The organism is Streptomyces ziwulingensis, assembly GCF_039542605.1.
GTDB lineage: Bacteria > Actinomycetota > Actinomycetes > Streptomycetales > Streptomycetaceae > Streptomyces > Streptomyces ziwulingensis.
On sequence record NZ_BAABIG010000032.1, the window covers coordinates 1 to 15,547 of the forward strand.

13 protein-coding genes and 1 pseudogene are annotated in these 15,547 nt (G+C 72.6%); 2 read left to right on the forward strand and 12 right to left on the reverse strand.

Features of this window, described 5'->3' with window-relative positions:
* The 12 genes and pseudogenes from ABEB00_RS17160 to ABEB00_RS17215 all read right to left on the reverse strand — a co-directional run.
* Positions 1-289 (reverse strand): annotated as a pseudogene (locus ABEB00_RS17160) (PDZ domain-containing protein); the annotation flags it as partial.
* 97 nt (positions 290-386) lie between these two features.
* Positions 387-2,273, reverse strand: a complete 1,887-nt coding sequence (gene phsA / locus ABEB00_RS17165; RefSeq protein WP_425586511.1) for an O-aminophenol oxidase PhsA — start codon at positions 2,271-2,273, stop codon at positions 387-389.
* A gap of 135 nt (positions 2,274-2,408) precedes the next feature.
* Positions 2,409-4,571: a germacradienol/geosmin synthase Cyc2 gene (gene cyc2, locus ABEB00_RS17170; protein ID WP_345620593.1), complete on the reverse strand. Its 2,163-nt coding sequence runs from the start codon at positions 4,569-4,571 to the stop codon at positions 2,409-2,411.
* Between the two features lie 158 nt (positions 4,572-4,729).
* Positions 4,730-5,941 carry a damage-control phosphatase ARMT1 family protein gene (locus ABEB00_RS17175; RefSeq protein WP_345620594.1) on the reverse strand — a complete coding sequence of 404 codons (1,212 nt, stop codon included), beginning with the start codon at positions 5,939-5,941 and terminating at the stop codon, positions 4,730-4,732.
* Positions 5,942-6,030: 89 nt separating this feature from the next.
* Positions 6,031-6,684, reverse strand: coding sequence for a ScbR family autoregulator-binding transcription factor (locus ABEB00_RS17180; RefSeq protein WP_345620595.1), 654 nt, complete (start codon positions 6,682-6,684; stop codon positions 6,031-6,033).
* Positions 6,685-6,947: 263 nt separating this feature from the next.
* The gene (locus ABEB00_RS17185) at positions 6,948-7,907 is read right to left on the reverse strand and encodes an ABC transporter substrate-binding protein (RefSeq protein WP_345620596.1); all 960 of its coding nucleotides are present in this window, start codon (positions 7,905-7,907) and stop codon (positions 6,948-6,950) included.
* Positions 7,908-8,016: 109 nt separating this feature from the next.
* Positions 8,017-8,682, reverse strand: a complete 666-nt coding sequence (locus ABEB00_RS17190) for an ABC transporter permease (protein WP_345620597.1) — start codon at positions 8,680-8,682, stop codon at positions 8,017-8,019.
* Positions 8,679-9,368 (reverse strand): ABC transporter permease, encoded by a 690-nt coding sequence (locus tag ABEB00_RS17195; protein ID WP_345620598.1) that lies wholly within the window; start codon positions 9,366-9,368, stop codon positions 8,679-8,681. Before ABEB00_RS17195 ends, ABEB00_RS17190 begins: the two co-directional genes overlap by 4 nt.
* Positions 9,365-10,540: an ABC transporter ATP-binding protein gene (locus tag ABEB00_RS17200; protein ID WP_345620599.1), complete on the reverse strand. Its 1,176-nt coding sequence runs from the start codon at positions 10,538-10,540 to the stop codon at positions 9,365-9,367. Before ABEB00_RS17200 ends, ABEB00_RS17195 begins: the two co-directional genes overlap by 4 nt.
* 115 nt (positions 10,541-10,655) lie before the next feature.
* Positions 10,656-11,420 (reverse strand): FAD:protein FMN transferase, encoded by a 765-nt coding sequence (locus ABEB00_RS17205; protein ID WP_345620600.1) that lies wholly within the window; start codon positions 11,418-11,420, stop codon positions 10,656-10,658.
* Between the two features lie 3 nt (positions 11,421-11,423).
* A complete protein-coding gene (locus tag ABEB00_RS17210) occupies positions 11,424-11,852 on the reverse strand; it encodes an FMN-binding protein (protein WP_345620601.1) in 429 nt (142 codons plus the stop codon).
* Between the two features lie 17 nt (positions 11,853-11,869).
* A complete protein-coding gene (locus ABEB00_RS17215) occupies positions 11,870-13,234 on the reverse strand; it encodes a ferredoxin reductase family protein (protein ID WP_345620602.1) in 1,365 nt (454 codons plus the stop codon).
* 123 nt (positions 13,235-13,357) lie between these two features.
* Between ABEB00_RS17215 and ABEB00_RS17220 the strand changes: the two genes are divergently transcribed.
* Together ABEB00_RS17220 and ABEB00_RS17225 are read left to right on the forward strand one after the other, a co-directional pair.
* Positions 13,358-14,056 (forward strand): response regulator transcription factor, encoded by a 699-nt coding sequence (locus ABEB00_RS17220; protein WP_345620604.1) that lies wholly within the window; start codon positions 13,358-13,360, stop codon positions 14,054-14,056.
* Positions 14,053-15,501, forward strand: coding sequence for a sensor histidine kinase (locus tag ABEB00_RS17225; RefSeq protein WP_345620606.1), 1,449 nt, complete (start codon positions 14,053-14,055; stop codon positions 15,499-15,501). The genes ABEB00_RS17220 and ABEB00_RS17225 overlap by 4 nt, the downstream gene beginning before the upstream one ends.
* Positions 15,502-15,547: the final 46 nt, after the last annotated feature.

Consider the following 15,547-nt stretch of genomic DNA (forward strand, 5'->3'; position numbering starts at 1 on the left):
GCCGGGGCCGCGCCGCGGCGGCCGGGCGGCCCCCGGGCGCCGGGGTGTCCGGCTCCCCGGCCCGCTGCAGCTCGGCGAGTCTGCTCATGCCGATCACGGTGGCGCCCACCGTGCCGAGGCCGGCCCCGGTGAGGACCAGGACCGCCCCGGTGAGCCCGCCGAGGAGGACGGTGGTCAGCCGACGGCCGCGGCGGCGCGTGGCGCGCGGGCGGCGGACCGGGTCCGGCCCGGTGGACCGGCCGGGGTCCGCGCCCGGCAGTGGCTTGGGACGCAACGCTGTCTGTTCCATGGATCGCCTCCGGCTGGAGCACTACCCGGGCCGGCGGCCGGAGACGAGCCACGAACGAGTGAGACTGGACGGTGGTCGGCGCCGCTGCGGCGCCCGGTCAGCCCGGGTGACCCTCCCCGTGTCCGCCGTGCGCCCCGCCGTGGTCGAACTTCAGCACCTCGGACGGCATGACGACGAAGGGCCGCATCATGCCCATGTCCTCGTGCTCCAGCAGGTGGCAGTGGTACATGAACCGGCCGTGGGCGCCGTCGAACCTGCCCATGATCCGCAGCATCTGGCTGCCGGGCACCCGGTAGGTGTCCTTGTGGCCCAGTTCGTTCGGGGCCGGTGTGATCGGTGTCCCCGCGTCGTACCGGATCGGGGTGCGGGTGCCGCCGACCGCCGGGTCGAAGCCCGAGACGTCGTAGGCGTCGCGGCCCAGGAGCTGGAAGTCGGCGAGGTGGATGTGCATGGGGTGGACGATCGGCGCCAGGTTGAGGAAGCTCCACTGCTCGTGGCTGCCCTCGGCGATGGTGTAGCCCAGCGCGTCGTTGAACGTCCGGGCGGTGCGCCGGTAGGTCCGGGTGGTGCCCTCGGGGCCGGTGACCTGGACGACGCCGTCCGTGGGCACCGGTGCCTCGCCCGGGTCCTCGGTCTCGGTCATCTCCCACATCTCGGGATGGCCGCCGGCGCCCTTGGTGGCGGGCGGGGTGAGCAGCACCAGCCGGTGCCCGTGCTCGGTGGCGTGGGTGATCCGGCGGAAGGAGCCGGAGAGCACCTCGGGCACCTCGAAGGTGTCACGCGCGCAGCTCTCGCGGACGCGGAACTCCATGACGGCCGGGTACCGCACGTCGCCCGCCGGGTCGGGTGTCCCCGCCGGCTGGTTGCGGCCCTTGTTGACCAGGCGGAGCCTGCGTCCGGCGAGGCCGCGGAAGTCGACGAGCAGGTCGAACCGCTCGGCGGGCGCGGCGAGCAGAGTGGGCAGTTCCGCGCCGAAGACGGGGACCGGGCGGGGCAGCAGCCCGCCGTCGCTGCCGATCTGGTGGACGATCCCCGGCACCGGGTTGTCGTCCTCGTCGACCAGGACCAGGTCGTAGATGCGCGCGTTGGAGGCGTTGACGAGCCGGAAGCGGTACCAGGCGTCGTCCACGTCGGCGTACGGCCAGATGCGGCCGTTGACCGTGGTGTACGGGCCCGTGAAGGGTATCGAGACCGGCTTGTGCGTCTCGGGGTTGCTCTGCTGGACGATCACCGTCTTGTGCAGCAGCCGGCCGTTGAGCCGGCCGTCCTCGTCGGTGTCCAGGTTGCGGTCGGCGAGGAGCAGCGGGATCTCCCGCTCCCCGCAGGGCAGCCGGAGGGCGTCCTCCTCGTCGTCCCGGACGAGGTAGGTGCCGTACAGGCCGGTCATCACGTTCCACCGGGTGATGTTCATGGCGTGGTCGTGGTACCACCACTGCACCGCCTGGTGGTCGTTCGGGTACTCGGAGAGCTGGGCGTCGCCGAAGCCGACGGCGTTGTCCGCCCAGCCGTCGTTGCCGCCGCCCGTCTGGGCGCCGTGCAGGTGGGTCACGGACCAGGCGGGCAGGGCCGCGACGTCCTTGTTCGGCTCGACGCCCTCGCGTCCGGGCTCGGTGGTGGCGGGCGGTGTCCCCGGGGCCCGCACCGGCACCTCGACGGAGGTGACCGGGTACTCGCCCTCCTCGGGGACCCGGTTGGTCCAGGCGACGCGGACGCGCTGGCCGCGCCGCACCTCGATGGTCGGGCCCGGTACCTGTCCGTCGTACCCCCACATCAGGGTCGGCGGGAGCTGCGGGTGCAGGCGCACCCAGGTCTGGCGCAGCGTGATCTCGGTCTCCCGCAGCACGTCGTCGGAGGCCGGGCGCAGGACGGGCGGGACGTGCAGTGGTGCCGCGTAGGGCACCAGCTCGGCGGCAGCCGCGGCGGGCCCCGTCCGCGGCCACTCCCCCGCGGCCGTGTCGGTGAGCCTCTCGATGATGTCGGTCAAGGTCGAACACCCCCGTGTTCTGTCTTCGTTCACCTCAGTGGACTTCACCCGGGAAGACACCCGGCACGGCCCCGAAGTTCCCTCCTTGCCCCCATCTGCTCGAAATGGTCAGAAGTGGACGATGATCCTCATGTTTCAGTGGAGAACAGGCACGGTCGGGAGCCGGTCCGGTACGAAGAGGTGGGAGCGCCCGGCCAGGTAGCCGGCCTGGTACCGGGGCACCTCCCGGTGCCAGTTGAGGATGCCGGCCATCCAGTTCTCCAAATCGGTGACATACCCCCGCATGACGTTCCGCGCCTCGTCGGAGAGCTGGAAGTCGTCGTAGACGATGGGCAGTTCGTGGGCGACGACGTGCTCGAACTGCCGCATCCGCTGGGTCATCAGGTCGTGCACGACGCCGAGGGCGCTGGGGTAGTCGACGCCGAAGAAGTTCTGCACGACCAGGACGGCGTTGTGGACCTCGCCCTCGTACTCGATCTCCTTCTGGTAGGAGAAGACGTCGTTGACGAGGCAGGCCCAGTCGATCGCCGCGTTCTCCAGGGAGCGCACGGGGCCGCTGCGGTAGACCTCGGGCGGCACGGCCGGGCCGTGGCCCGCGCGGCACAGGCCGAGGGTGAGGTCGGAGCCGAAGGTGGCGCGCCGCATCTCCAGGTAGTCGACCGGGTCGGGGACGCGGTTCAGGATCTGGTTGGCCAGCTCCCACACCCAGGCCTCGGTCATCTTGTCGACCGCGGCCCGCAGGGGGCGGCGTTCGTCGGGGGTCATGTGCCCGGTGGTGCGCGCCCAGAGGTCGATCAGGGACCGTTCCATCGCGTTGGCGGGCGGCAGGACCGGCTCGGCGTCCAGCGGCATGCAGGCCGAGAGGCGGGCCGTGGTCAGCCGGGCGGCGGCCAGGTCGCGGCGGTGGCCGTAGACGAGGGGGTAGTAGTCGTCGCCGTAGGTGCCGAAGGCCAGCCAGTCGGAGGCGAGGTCGAGCTGGTCCTGGCCGGCGTCCGGGTCGAGCCCCGCGGCGCACAACGGCAGGTCGCAACTGGCGAGTTTGTCCTCGTCCCAGACGCCCTCGCCGAGCATGCCCATCCGCGTCGACCACTCCAGCAGATGGCGCCGGGAGCCGTCGAGGGCGGGGCTCAGCTCCAGCGGGAACGGCATGTGGAGGTCGGGGATGACCGACGGGCCGACCTTCTGGAAGGGCACGTGCGTGAAGGAGCGCAGCCGCCGCTCCGTGCCGGCCGCGGCGAGCAGCGCGCCCACGTCGGCGGCGGAGGTGCCGGGTCCGGTCAGGGCCTGCCAGGGCGCGGTGGCGCGCGCGCCCTCGTTCATGTACCGGCTGGAGCGCAGGTGCCATTCGTGGCCGCCGGACTGCCAGTCCTGCAAGCCCTTGGTGTACGCGGCGACGGCGGCGACCTCGGCCGGGTCGAGGCCGTTCTCCAGTGCCACCGCGGGCACTTCGGTGAACGCGGTGTGCTCGAACTGGTGCAGCCGGGAGGTGAGGACGTCGTTGACCAGTTCGGCGGCCTGCTGGGTGGAGCAGCCGAAGAACGTCTCCAGCACCAGCACGCCGTTGCTCAGCTCCCCCTCGTCCTCCACCTCGCGCTGGTAGGAGAAGAGGTCGTTGCGCAGGTGCACGGCGTCGGAGAAGGTCTCCATCAGCACGCGCAGCGGCCTGGTCCGGGCGACGGCGCCGGGCACCTCGGCGGTCGCGTACTCCACCAGACCCGCCGACCAGGGCGCGCCGCCCACCTTGCGGCGCATCTCGATGTACTCGACGGGGTTGGCGATCCGCCCCTCGTTGATGTTGGACAGCTCCCACAGCGACTCGTTGAGCAGGTGCTCGGTGGCGACGGCGAAACGACCGCGCCAGCCGGCCGACATCGACGGCACCGTGCGCCGCCACAGGTCGGCGAGGCCGGCCTCGACCGGGTTCTCCGGCTCGGGCGTCCCGGTCGCCAGGTCCAGCGGCATGAACAGCGGCAGCCGGTCCAGGTGGGCCTTGCCGGCGACACGGTCCTGGGGGCGCTTGTACTTCTCCAGGAAGTGGTCGTCGAAGAAGAAGACCCACACGTACCAGTCGGTGATCAGGGAGAGGGCCGGTCCGTCGCAGTCGGGGTGCGTGTAGGCGCAGAGCAGGCCGTAGTCGTGCGCGTCGAGGTCGGCCCGGTCCCAGACTCCGGAACCCTCCAGCATGCCCATGTCGCGCGCCCACGTGGACGAATGGGCCCGCGCCTCGTCCAGGTGCGGGTTGAGCCGCGCGGGATGCGGCAGGTAGAAGTGCGGGAGTTCGAAGGGCTGGTGCGTCATGGGCGGGGCCCTACCCAGGGCCCCGGAAGGGCATCCTCGGCATGGCACATGATCACACCATCGCGTGAATCCTCCCCGGTTTCGGGAACTCGCGCCCGAAACCTGCTCGGTGATCGTGCCCGGCGGCCCTGTCCAGTGATCGTGCCCAGTGACCCCGCTCAGTCGCGCACCTGGATCAGCGCGTGCGTCCCGGCGGTGCGCCAGCGCTGATCCCCGGCGGCGACCAGCGCGGTCTCGACGGTGGCGTCCAAGCCGGTGATCACGTCGGACTTCAGGGTGCGCAGGGCGGCGACCGGGCCGGGGAAGTACGCGGTGACGTCCGCGAACGCGGTGGTGGCCGGCCACCGCCGGTCGCCCACCAGGCGCCGGTAGTTGAGGTCGCCCTTGACCACGGTGAGCGTGGCCGCGGCGAACTCCGCCCGCAGGTCGTCCGGCATGTCGGCGTAGGGCAGCGGGGCGCAGGAGAAGGGGTGGGCGCGGACGGTGAGCCGGCCGTCGGTCAGGGCGGTCCACAGCAGGCGGCCGTACCCGGCGGCCCTGCCCTTGGCGCCGGTCAGTCGCTCCAGCGCGTCCAGCACGTCGGCGGGCGTGGCGTCGGAGACGTAGTAGGGGTACGGCTTGACGTGCAGCACCGCGCGGGCGACGCGCCCGGTGGCGAGGAGGTGGGCGAGGAGCAGCAGGTCGGGGACGAGTTCGCGGCCGGCGTTGTCGGCGACCAGGCACAGCGTCCCCCCGCCGGTGCCGGTGCCCGCGTCCGGCGGCAGCAGGGACCACAGGCGCGCGCTGTCGTCGGCGACCAGGGGCGGGGTGTCGGCGCAGGGGGTGGTGCCGGGCGCCGAGAGCCGGAAACCGAGGTCGGCGCGGTTGCCCCAGAGGGAGCCGTGCAGCAGGGCGTCGGCCTGGGCCGCTGCGCTCAGCGCGTCGAGGCCGTCGAGGGCGTCGAGTTCCTCGTCGGTCCGCGGCGATCGCAGTTCGGCGAGCTTGACCGGGCGGAAGGGGTCGACGCCGTGCCAGGGGCCGGGGCCGAACCAGCCGACGGCGTCGAGGAGCCGGCGGTAGAACCAGCTCTCGGACCAGAGCCACGGCACGTCGAACCAGGAGCGCCCGGTGTACTCGTCCATTCCCCACGCCGTCCAGCGGTCGCGGTCGGGGGCGTCGGCGGACAGGGGTTCGATCACGCCCTCGACGCAGTTCGCCGCCAGCGCGTCGAGCGCGCGGCGGCGGTCGGGGCCGTAGGGGAGGTTCTCCCGGACCTGCCGGATGATCGCGGGATGCCGTTCGGCCAGGACGCCGTGCGGGAAGGAGCCGGGCTCGTTGCCGAGCAGGACGGGCGCGGCGGGGGTGTCGGGCGCGGCGGGGGTGTCGGGCATGCGGTTCACCGTATCGCGCGGGTCCGGCCGGTCCCGGTACCGCACGCCGTCGGCCCTGGCCGCACGCCGTCGGCCCGTACCGCACGCCGTCAGCCGGTGCCCACGCCCGTCTCCCGTTCCAGGCTGGCGGCGAGCCGGAGGTAGCGGGGGCGCCGGGGTACCGGGACCAGGCCGCGGATCAGGACGTGCCACATCTCGGCGACCCGGCGGGGCTGGCGGGCGACGGGCTCCAGGGCCCGGCCCACCACGCGGCCGCCGATGAAGGAGGAGACGAAGGTGTGGGCGGCGGCCTCGACGTCGACGTCCGGGTGGAGGTCGGCCTCCGCGACCGCGGCGACCAGCCGGGCGGTGGCCAGTTCCAGCCACTCGGTGAAGGGGTGGCGCAGGGGCGGGCGGACCGCCACTCCCCCGGTGGCGAGCCGCAGTCCGGCCCTCAGGATGGGGCCTTCGACGGACATTCGCGTGACGCCGAACGTCAGTCGCATCAGGGATTCCAGCGCCGAATAGCCCCGGCCGTCCAGTTCGCGGGCCATCCGGCGGGAGGTCCGGGACTGCAATTCCAGGATGGCCTGGGCGAGGTCCTCCTTGGCCGCGAAGTGGAAGTAAAGCGCGCCCTTGGTGACTTGGGCGTGTTCCACGATGTCGCTCAGGCTGGTCGATTCGTAGCCATGGCGATCGAACAGGTCAGCGGCGGCTGTGATGATCGTCGCGCGGGTCTGCTCGGCGCGTAACTGCCTCGCCATCGGCTGAACACTCCTGGGCTGGAACCGAACGGGCCATGCCGTTTGTTTTGACCCGCTGGAGACAATAACTCACGCTCCGAACAGTCTATTTGAAGAGGTGCCGGAAATAGGCCGGATGGCGATGCGCAAAACCGGTCGCCCGGTATGGTCCCGGGAGCATTGTCCGGAGAAAACAGGCCATGCCCGCGACGGCACGAGGGATCGGCCGTCGCGGGCATGGGGAAGCGGACGCGGGAAGCGGACGCGGGAAGGGGGAGGAGGGGTCAGCCGAGGCCGGCCGACTTCAGCCAGGTCTTGGCGACGTCGAGCGGGTCCTTCTTGTTGAGCTGCACCTGGGCGTCCAGGTCGAGCAGCGTCTCGGTGTCCAGTTTGGCGGAGACCGCGTTCAGGGCGTCGACGCCCTTCTGCGAGAGGCCCTCCTTGTTGACGAGCGGCGTCACGTTGGCGAAGCCGAAGAGGTTCTCCGGGTCCTTCAGGACGACGAACTTCTCCTTCACGATGGTCGGGTCCGTGGTGAAGAGGTCCGCCGCCTGCACGGTGTTCTTGGTCAGCGCCGCCTGGGTCAGCGGGCCGCCCGCGTCGAGCGCCTTGAAGGACTTGAACTTCAGTCCGTACACCGACTCCAGGCCCTTCAGGCCCTGCTGCCGGGTCTGGAACTCGGGCGATCCGCCGATCGTCAGCTCCGGCGCGGCCTCCTTCAGGTCGGCCAGCGTCGACGAGGAGGTGAGCTGGTACTTCTTCGCGGTCGCGGGGTTGACGGTCACCGAGTCCTTGTCCTCCGCCGGGGAGGACTCCAGGATCGTCAGCTTCTTGTCGAGCTTGGCCTTGACGGTCTTGTTGACCTCGGCGGCCGACTTCTGCTCGGCCTCGGAGTCGAGGTAGGCGAGGAGCGAGCCGTTGTACTCCGGCAGGACCGTGACGGAGCCGTTCTTCATCAGGCCGTACGTCGTCTCGCGGCTGCCGATGTTGTGCTTGTAGCTGACCTTGAAACCCTCGGCCCGCAGCGCCTCGCCGTAGATGTCGGCGAGCAGGGTGCTCTCGGCGAAGTTGTTCGAGCCGACGACGACGGTGCCGGCCTCCGCCTTGTCACCGGCCAGCGGGTCGTCGGAGGTGTCGCCGCCGGAGGAACAGCCCGCGAGCAGCGCCGCCGCGACGGTGAGCGCGGCGACCGCCGCACCGGTGTGTCTCGTCCTGGTCCAGCCGCTCTTAGCCGTGAAAGTCATCCAACGATCCAATCCAGCCGTTTCCCGGCCGTCAAGAACGGCCTGGTCACGGTTTCCTGTCGGGTGCTGCGGGGATCTCGCCGGCCCCGGTCCGGGGCCGGTGCGGTGGTCAGCGTCGGCGGACGCCGGGTGAGACGGCCAGTCGGCCGGCCGCCCAGAACAGGGCGAGGGTGACCAGGGCCAGGACGGCCACCAGGGTCGCGCCGCCGACCACCTTCTCGTAATCGTGCTGGTAGAGCCCGTCGACGATGTAGCGGCCGAGGCCGCCGAGGCTGACATAGGCGGCGATGGTGGCGGTCGAGACGAGCTGGATGGCCGCCGAGCGTAGTCCGCTGAGGATCAGCGGCAGCGCGACCGGCAGTTCGACCTGGAGCAGGACGCGGGTCTCGTGCATGCCCATGCCCCGGGCGGCGTCCACCGGCGCCGGGTCGACGGAGCGGATCGCCTCGTAGGTGGTGACCAGGATCGGTGGGACGGCCAGGATGACCAGCGGGATCATCACCGGCAGCAGGCCGAAGCCCAGCCCGACGGCGATGAGGACGAGGAGGCCGAAGCTGGGCAGGGCGCGGGCGGCGGTGGCGATGAAGGCCAGCGCGTTGCCGCCGCGTCCGGTGTGTCCGGTGAGCAGGCCGACGGGCAGGCCGATGGCGGCGGCCAGGGCCAGTGCGAGAGCCGTGTACTGGACGTGTTCCAGCAGCCGTCGCGGGATGCCGTCGTAGCCGTGCCAGTGGGCGCTGTCGCTGAAGAAGGCGTTGACGAAGTTGAGCACGTTCATCCGGTCACCTGCTCGGGCCGGGGCTTGCGGCGGGTGCGGGCGCGGGCGCCGCGGGGCATCCACGGCGTCAGCAGCACCCGCAGGCCGACCAGCACGGCGTCGCAGGCGATGGCCAGGACCGCCGTCGTGAGCACGGAGTTGACGGCCAGTTCGGGCCGGTCGTACTTCTGGGCGGCGGCCAGCAGGTTGCCGAGGGCGCCCTGGTTGCCGATCAGCGCGCCGACGCTGACCAGGGAGATGCTGGAGACGACCGCGACCCGGAGCCCGGCCATGATGGCGGGCACGGCGATCGGCAACTGCACCTGGACGTAGCGCCGCAGCGGCCCGAAGCCCATGGCCGTCGCCGCCGCGAGGGTCTCCTCGGGCACCGAGCGGACACCGTCGACGAGCGCCGGGACGAGGACCACCAGGCTGTACACGGCCAGCGGGATCATCACGGTCAGCTCGGTCTGGCCGGTGTAGTCGATGAGGACCACGAAGAACGCCAGCGACGGGACGGCGTAGAGGACCGTCGTCAGGCCGAGCACCGGCGGGTAGAGCCAGCGCAGCCGCACGCACAACTGGGCGAGCGGCAGGGCGAGCACCAGTCCGGCCAGCACCGGCAGCAGCGCCTCGCGCAGGTGCAGGACGATCAGGCCGGTGTAGGTGTTCTGCAGGTCGCTGGGGATGTCGAAGAAGCCGTTCATCCGGTGACCTCGGCGTCCGGCCGGTCCCCGGCCCCGTCCCGGGCCCGCACGGGGACCTGTTCCGGGGCGGGTGCGGGGACCTGGGCGTGGGCGTGCCGGATCGCCTCGGCGATGGCCGGCTGCGAGACGACGCCGGTGACCCGGCCGTCGGTGTCGACCGCGACGGCCCAGCCGGTGGGCGAGAGCACCGCGCAGTCCAGGGCGGCCCGCAGCGAGTCGGTGGCCGGCCGGAACGGGCGCCCGTACGGCAGCAGCCGCTCGGGGTCGATGTCCCCGGGGGTGAGGTCGCGCGGCTCGCTCCAGCCCAGCGGCCTGCCCTCGCCGTCGGTGACCAGGGCGTAGGGGTCCTTGACCTGGGCGAGGCGCCGGGCGGTGGCGTCGACCGGGACGACCGGGCCGGTGGACAGCTCCAGCGCGGCGGCGGGGAAGAAGGAGAGCCGCCGCACGCCCCGGTCGGCGCCGAGGAAGTCCTCGACGAAGGCGTCCGCCGGGTCGGAGAGGAGTTCGGCGGGCGGCGCGAACTGCGCGAGGTGCCCGCCCTCGCGCATGACGGCGACCATGGTGCCGAGCTTGATGGCCTCGTCGATGTCGTGCGTGACGAAGACGATGGTCTTGCCCAGTTCGTCCTGGATGCGCAGCAGCTCGTCCTGGAGGCCCTTGCGGACCACGGGGTCGACCGCCGAGAACGGCTCGTCCATCAGCAGGACGGGCGGGTCGGCGGCGAGCGCGCGGGCCACGCCGACGCGCTGCTGCTGGCCGCCGGAGAGCTGGTAGGGGTAGCGCTTGCCGAGGGCGGCGTCCAGTCCGACGCGTTCCATCAGTTCCGCCGCCCGGGAACGGGCCTTCTCCTTGCCCCAGCCGAGCATGCGGGGGACGGTGGCGATGTTGTCGAGGATCGTGCGGTGCTGGAAGAGGCCGGCGTTCTGGATGACGTAACCCATGGAGCGGCGCAGGGTGGTGACCGGCTGCCGGGAGACGTCCTCGCCGTCGAGGAGGATGGTGCCCTCACTCGGCTCGACCATTCTGTTGATCATCCGCAGGGTCGTCGTCTTGCCGCAGCCCGAGGGGCCGACGAGGACCGTGATCGACCGGTCGGGTATCTCCAGCGACAGCCGGTCGACCGCCACCGTCCCGTCCGGATACCGCTTGGTGACTGAATCCATCCGTATCAAGACGCCGAGACCCTTCGTGGGCGGACATTCCAGAAGCGCTGGCCAGAGCCGTACCAGCAGTTGCCGGAAGAGTCTAGACGTGGCCGTACCGGACACCTGCCCCAGGCCGCCGCGCCTACGCCGCGGACCGGTCCGCCGCTACCCCATCCGACGCGGCCCGGTCCGTCGCGGCCACCGGCAGCCCCGGCGTGCGCAGCACCCGGTGCGCCGCGTCCACCGCGAAGACCTCGCAGCCCTCGCGCGCGGCGGCCCAGGTGACGCCCTCGGGGCCGAGCACGAAGGCGGCGGTGGCCACCGGGTCGGCCTCGGTCAGGGTGGGGGCCACCACCGTCAGGCTGAGCAGACCGGTCGCCGGTGCTCCGGTGCGGGCGTCCACGAGGTGATCGCCGCGTTCGTAGCGGGCGGAGGTCGCCACGGCCGCGTCGGTGACCGAGAGGACCGCGCAGAGCCGGTCCGCGTCCTCGGGGTGGCGTACGCCCACCCGCCAGGGGCCGCCGGCGACGACCACGTCACCGCCGGCGTTGAGGCAGAAGCGGCGCACGCCCGCCGCCGTCAGCAGTCCGGCGGCCCGCTGCACCGACCAGCCCTTGACCACCGCGCAGGGGTCCAGGCCCCGGCCGGGCCGGCGGGCGTCGAACGCGCCGCCGGTGGCGAGGCGGTACTCCTCGCAGAGGCCGAGCACCTCCCGCAGGTCGTCGCTCGGCCGCGTCACCTCACCCCGGTCGAGACGGCACACCTCGCTGTCGGCGCGGAAGGGGCTGAACCTGGCGTCGACCGCGCGCAGCCAGGCGAAGACGGCGTCGACGGCCCGGTCGGGGATCTCCTCGTCGTCCACCCGCAGGGAGACCGGGAAGCCCATGACGTGTTCCACGCGGCGCATCTCTCAGGCGCCGTTCGCGTCGAGGGCAGCCTGCAGCGACGTCCGGTAGCCGTCGCTGGTGACCGTGGCGCCGGAGACGGTGTCGATGTCGGCGCTCTGCGCCTGGAGGGTCTCCTCGACGAGCCGCGGCACGGCGGCCGTGGTCTGCGGGTGGTTCGGCTGCTGGAGCAGGGTCACGGCGGTGATCCGGTCGCCCGCGAAGGTCACCTGGACTTGGACCGGCCCCTTCTCGGTGTTCACCGTCGGGCCGGTGACGGTCCGCGCGGCGGAGCCCGACGGCGAGCCGGCGGGGGCGGGGCCCGTGGCGGAGACCGTGGGCGCGGGGGCGGGCGCGGCGGCCTCGGTGGCCGTCGTGCCGGTGTCCGGGGCGTAGCGCCAGACGGGGACGAGTCCCACGACGCTCAGGATCAGGACGGGTACGGCTCGTTTCACGGTCGGTCGTCTCCCCCTCAGCCGGCCAGGCTGAAGCGTTCGAAGTGGATCTGCGGGGCGGGGACGCCCAGCTCGCGCAGGCTGCCCAGCACGGCGTTCATCATGGGCGGCGGCCCGCACAGGAAGACGTCGCGGCCGGTGAGGTCCGGCACCAGCCGGGCCAGCTCGGCCGGGGCGAGCCGGTCGGGCACCGCCGGGCCGGTGACCAGGTGCAGCTCGGCGCCCTTGGCGGCGGCGAGGTCACGCAGTTCGTCGTGGAGCACCGCGTCCCGGTCGGCGGTGACCCGGTAGAGGACCACGCAGTGCCCGGAGAGTTCCTCCAGCAGCGCGCGGATCGGGGTGACGCCGACCCCGCCCGCGATGAGCAGCGCGTCGGGGCGGGTGCGGTGCATCGCGGTGAAGGCGCCGTACGGGCCCTCGGCGAAGACCCGGGTGCCGGGCTCGATCCGGCGCAGGGCGGCGGTGCCGTCGCCGGCCGTCTTGACGGTGAGCCGCAGCGAACGGCCGTCGGGGGCGGCGGAGAGCGAGAAGGGGTTCGCCTGCCACCAGCGGTCCCGGGTCAGGAACCGCCACAGGAAGAACTGGCCCGCCCGGGCCGGCAGCCGGTCCAGGTCGCGGCCGGTGACGTACACGGAGACGACGTGGTCGCTCTCCGGGACCACGGCCGTCACCCGCAGCCGGTGGCGCAGGTTCCGCCACAGCGGCAGCCCCAGCCGGCCCGCGAACACCGCGCCGAGCGCCGCGCCCCACAGCGTGTACCAGTACGCCGTCCCCCAGGACGAGGAGGTGAAGGAGGTCCCGACCGCGACCTGGTGGGTGAAGGCCAGCACCACCGCGACGTAGGTGTACAGGTGGATGAAGTGCCAGGTCTCGTACGCCAGCCGGCGCCGCGCGGCGCGGGCCGAGACCCCGCCGATCACGAGGAGCAGCGCGAAGGCGACCAGTGCGCGCAGCACCCCCTCGATGGTCTCGGCCAGGTCGAGGAGCTGGTTCAGCGGGTCCAGCGAGGAGAGCTGGGCGTAGCCGAAGGTGATCAGGACCACATGGGCCAGCAGGGTCCACAGCACGCCGAAGCCGGTCCAGCGGTGCCAGGAGGTCAGCCGGTCCATGCCGAGGCGCCGGTCGAGCCAGGGCAGCCGGGCGACCAGCAGGAGCTGGAAGGCCATGAACAGGGCGCCGTAGAGCCCGGCGAAGCGGCCTAGCACGATCAGGGCGTTGGCGGCGAAGCCGCCCTGTACGAAGAGGACGGCCACGGCGGCCGCGTTGGCGGCGAGGAACGCGTACAGGCCGGTGCGGGCCACCACCCTGGGGCGCAGGGCCGGTGGTGACGGCGGCGCGGGGGGCGGCGGCTGGACGCGGGGAAGGCGTGGGGCAGTGGTCACCCCCCGAGCTTCGCCCGCACGCCCTGTCGTTTTCCTGTCGGCCGACTTTCAACTGCTTATCGATCCTGGTACGCCGGTGACCTGGGGGTCCGGATCGGGGGGCGGGTGGCGCAGTATGAGCGGGTGGAAAAAGTACGACTCCTCGTCGTGGACGACGACCCGCCCATCGCCGATCTGGTCGCCACGGTCGCCCGTTACGAGGGCTGGGAGGCGGTCACCGCGAACTCCGGCGAGGAGGCGCTGCGCACCGCCGCCGAGTTCCGGCCGGACATCGTGGTGCTCGACCTGATGCTGCCCGACCTGGACGGCTTCGGCGTCCTGGACCGGCTGCGCCGCTCGGGGACGATGGTGCCGGTGGTGTTCCTGACCGCCCGCGACCAGGTCGCCGACCGGGTGGCGGGGCTGACCCGGGGCGGTGACGACTACCTGGTCAAGCCGTTCGCGGTGGAGGAGCTGATGGCCCGGCTGCGGACCGTGCTGCGGCGCAGCGCCGGGCCCGGCTTCCCGCGCTCGGTGCTGCGGGTGGCAGACCTGACGATGGACGAGGACACCCGTGAGGTGCGGCGCGGCGAGATCCCGCTCTCCCTCACCCCCACCGAGTACGAGGTGCTGCGCTACCTGATGCGCAAGTCGCCGACCGTGCTGACCAAGGCGCAGATCCTCGACCATGTCTGGGAGTACGGCTTCGGCGGCCGGTCCAACGTGGTGGAGCTGGTGGTCAGCCGGCTGCGCCGCAAACTGGACGAGGCCGACGGCGCCGGCAGCCCGCTGATCCAGACCGTGCGCGGCTTCGGGTACGCGCTGCGGCGGGCCGCCCCGTGACACCGCGGCTGTGGCGTGCCTGGCGGGGGCTGCGGCTGGGCACCCGGCTGGCGCTCGGCCTGGGCGCGCTGTCGCTGCTCGCGTTCGCCGTGGTCGGCACCGCCCTGACCGCGTACATGCGGGACTACCTGGAGCACCAGCTCGTCGACCAGATGAAACTGGCACAGGTGGTGCAGACCAAGGACGCCGCCGAGCACGGCACCGTCCGGCGCGAGCCGTACTACGGCTGGTACACGGCCGTGTACGACGTCTCCGGCTCCTCGGCCGACCTGCGCAGGCCCGCCGAGGTGCCGGCCGACGCGGGCGCGCTGACCGCGCTGGCCGAGACGATGGCCCACTCGGACGACGAACTGACGCGCACGGTACGGATCGGCGGGCGGGGCCCCTATCTGCTGCGGGCCTGCGAGGTGGAACCGGGGGTGGTGCTGGTCAGCGCCGCACCGCTCGGGGACGTCGAGAACACCATGGACCGGCTGATCACGGTCCAGGTCGTCGCCTTCGGTCTGGCGCTGCTGGCCCTGGTGGTGTCCGGCCGGCGGATGCTGCGGCGGGGCCTGCGGCCGCTGAGCGAGATGGCGCACACCGCGCACGGCATCGCCTCGCACGACCTGACCGAGTCGGCGGCGCGGCTGCCGCTGCGGGCCGACGGCCGGGCGGGCGGGCGCGAGGTGGAGGAGCTGCGCACCGCGTTCAACGCGATGCTGGAGCACATCGACGACTCGCTCGCGGTACGCGCCGAGGCGGAGGGGCGGCTGCGCCGATTCGTCGCCGACGCCTCGCACGAACTGCGCACCCCGCTGATGTCCGTACGGGGCTACGCCGACCTGTTCCAGTACGCGGCGGCCAACGAGCCAGGCGAACGGGACCGGCATCTGGCCCGGTTGCGTGCCGAGGCGGCCCGGATGGGCGTCCTCCTGGACGACCTGCTGCTGCTCGCCCGGCTGGACGCGGCCGAGGTCGAGGCGCCGCTGCGGAAGGAGGAGACCGACCTGACGGAGCTGGCGCGGCACGCCGTCGACGCCTTCCGCGCCTCGCACCCGGGCCGTCCGCTGACGGTGACGGCGCCCCCTGAGCCGGTACGGCTGCGGCTCGACCCGCAACGGGTGCGGCAGGTACTGGACAACCTCCTCACCAACGCGGCCGTGCACACCCCGCCCGGTACGGAGGTCTCGCTGCGGGTCTCGCGCGACGCCGACACGGCCCGGGTGGAGGTGGCCGACGCGGGACCGGGCATCCCGGCCGCCGACCGGGAACGGGTCTTCGACCGCTTCTACCGCCTCGACAAGGCCCGCAGCCGTGACCGGGGCGGCAGCGGGCTCGGGCTGGCGGTGGCCCGGTCGCTGATCGCCGCCCACGGCGGCTCGGTCGAACTGACCGGAGCGCCGGGCCGTACGGTGTTCACGGTGACGCTGCCGTCGGCCGGCCCGGATCCCGCGGGCCGCTGACGCACCCGGCGCGCTCGCCGCGGACGCCCTGTGGCCCGCGCCCCCG

Excerpts from the sequence above, each read along its gene's own strand:
- cyc2 (WP_345620593.1), bottom strand. The coding sequence starts at position 4,571 with ATGACGCACCAGCCCTTCGAACTCCCGCACTTCTACCTGCCGCATCCC.
- ABEB00_RS17175 (WP_345620594.1), bottom strand. The coding sequence starts at position 5,941 with ATGCCCGACACCCCCGCCGCGCCCGACACCCCCGCCGCGCCCGTCCTG.
- ABEB00_RS17180 (WP_345620595.1), bottom strand. The coding sequence starts at position 6,684 with ATGGCGAGGCAGTTACGCGCCGAGCAGACCCGCGCGACGATCATCACA.
- ABEB00_RS17185 (WP_345620596.1), bottom strand. The coding sequence starts at position 7,907 with ATGACTTTCACGGCTAAGAGCGGCTGGACCAGGACGAGACACACCGGT.
- ABEB00_RS17190 (WP_345620597.1), bottom strand. The coding sequence starts at position 8,682 with ATGAACGTGCTCAACTTCGTCAACGCCTTCTTCAGCGACAGCGCCCAC.
- ABEB00_RS17195 (WP_345620598.1), bottom strand. The coding sequence starts at position 9,368 with ATGAACGGCTTCTTCGACATCCCCAGCGACCTGCAGAACACCTACACC.
- ABEB00_RS17205 (WP_345620600.1), bottom strand. The coding sequence starts at position 11,420 with ATGCGCCGCGTGGAACACGTCATGGGCTTCCCGGTCTCCCTGCGGGTG.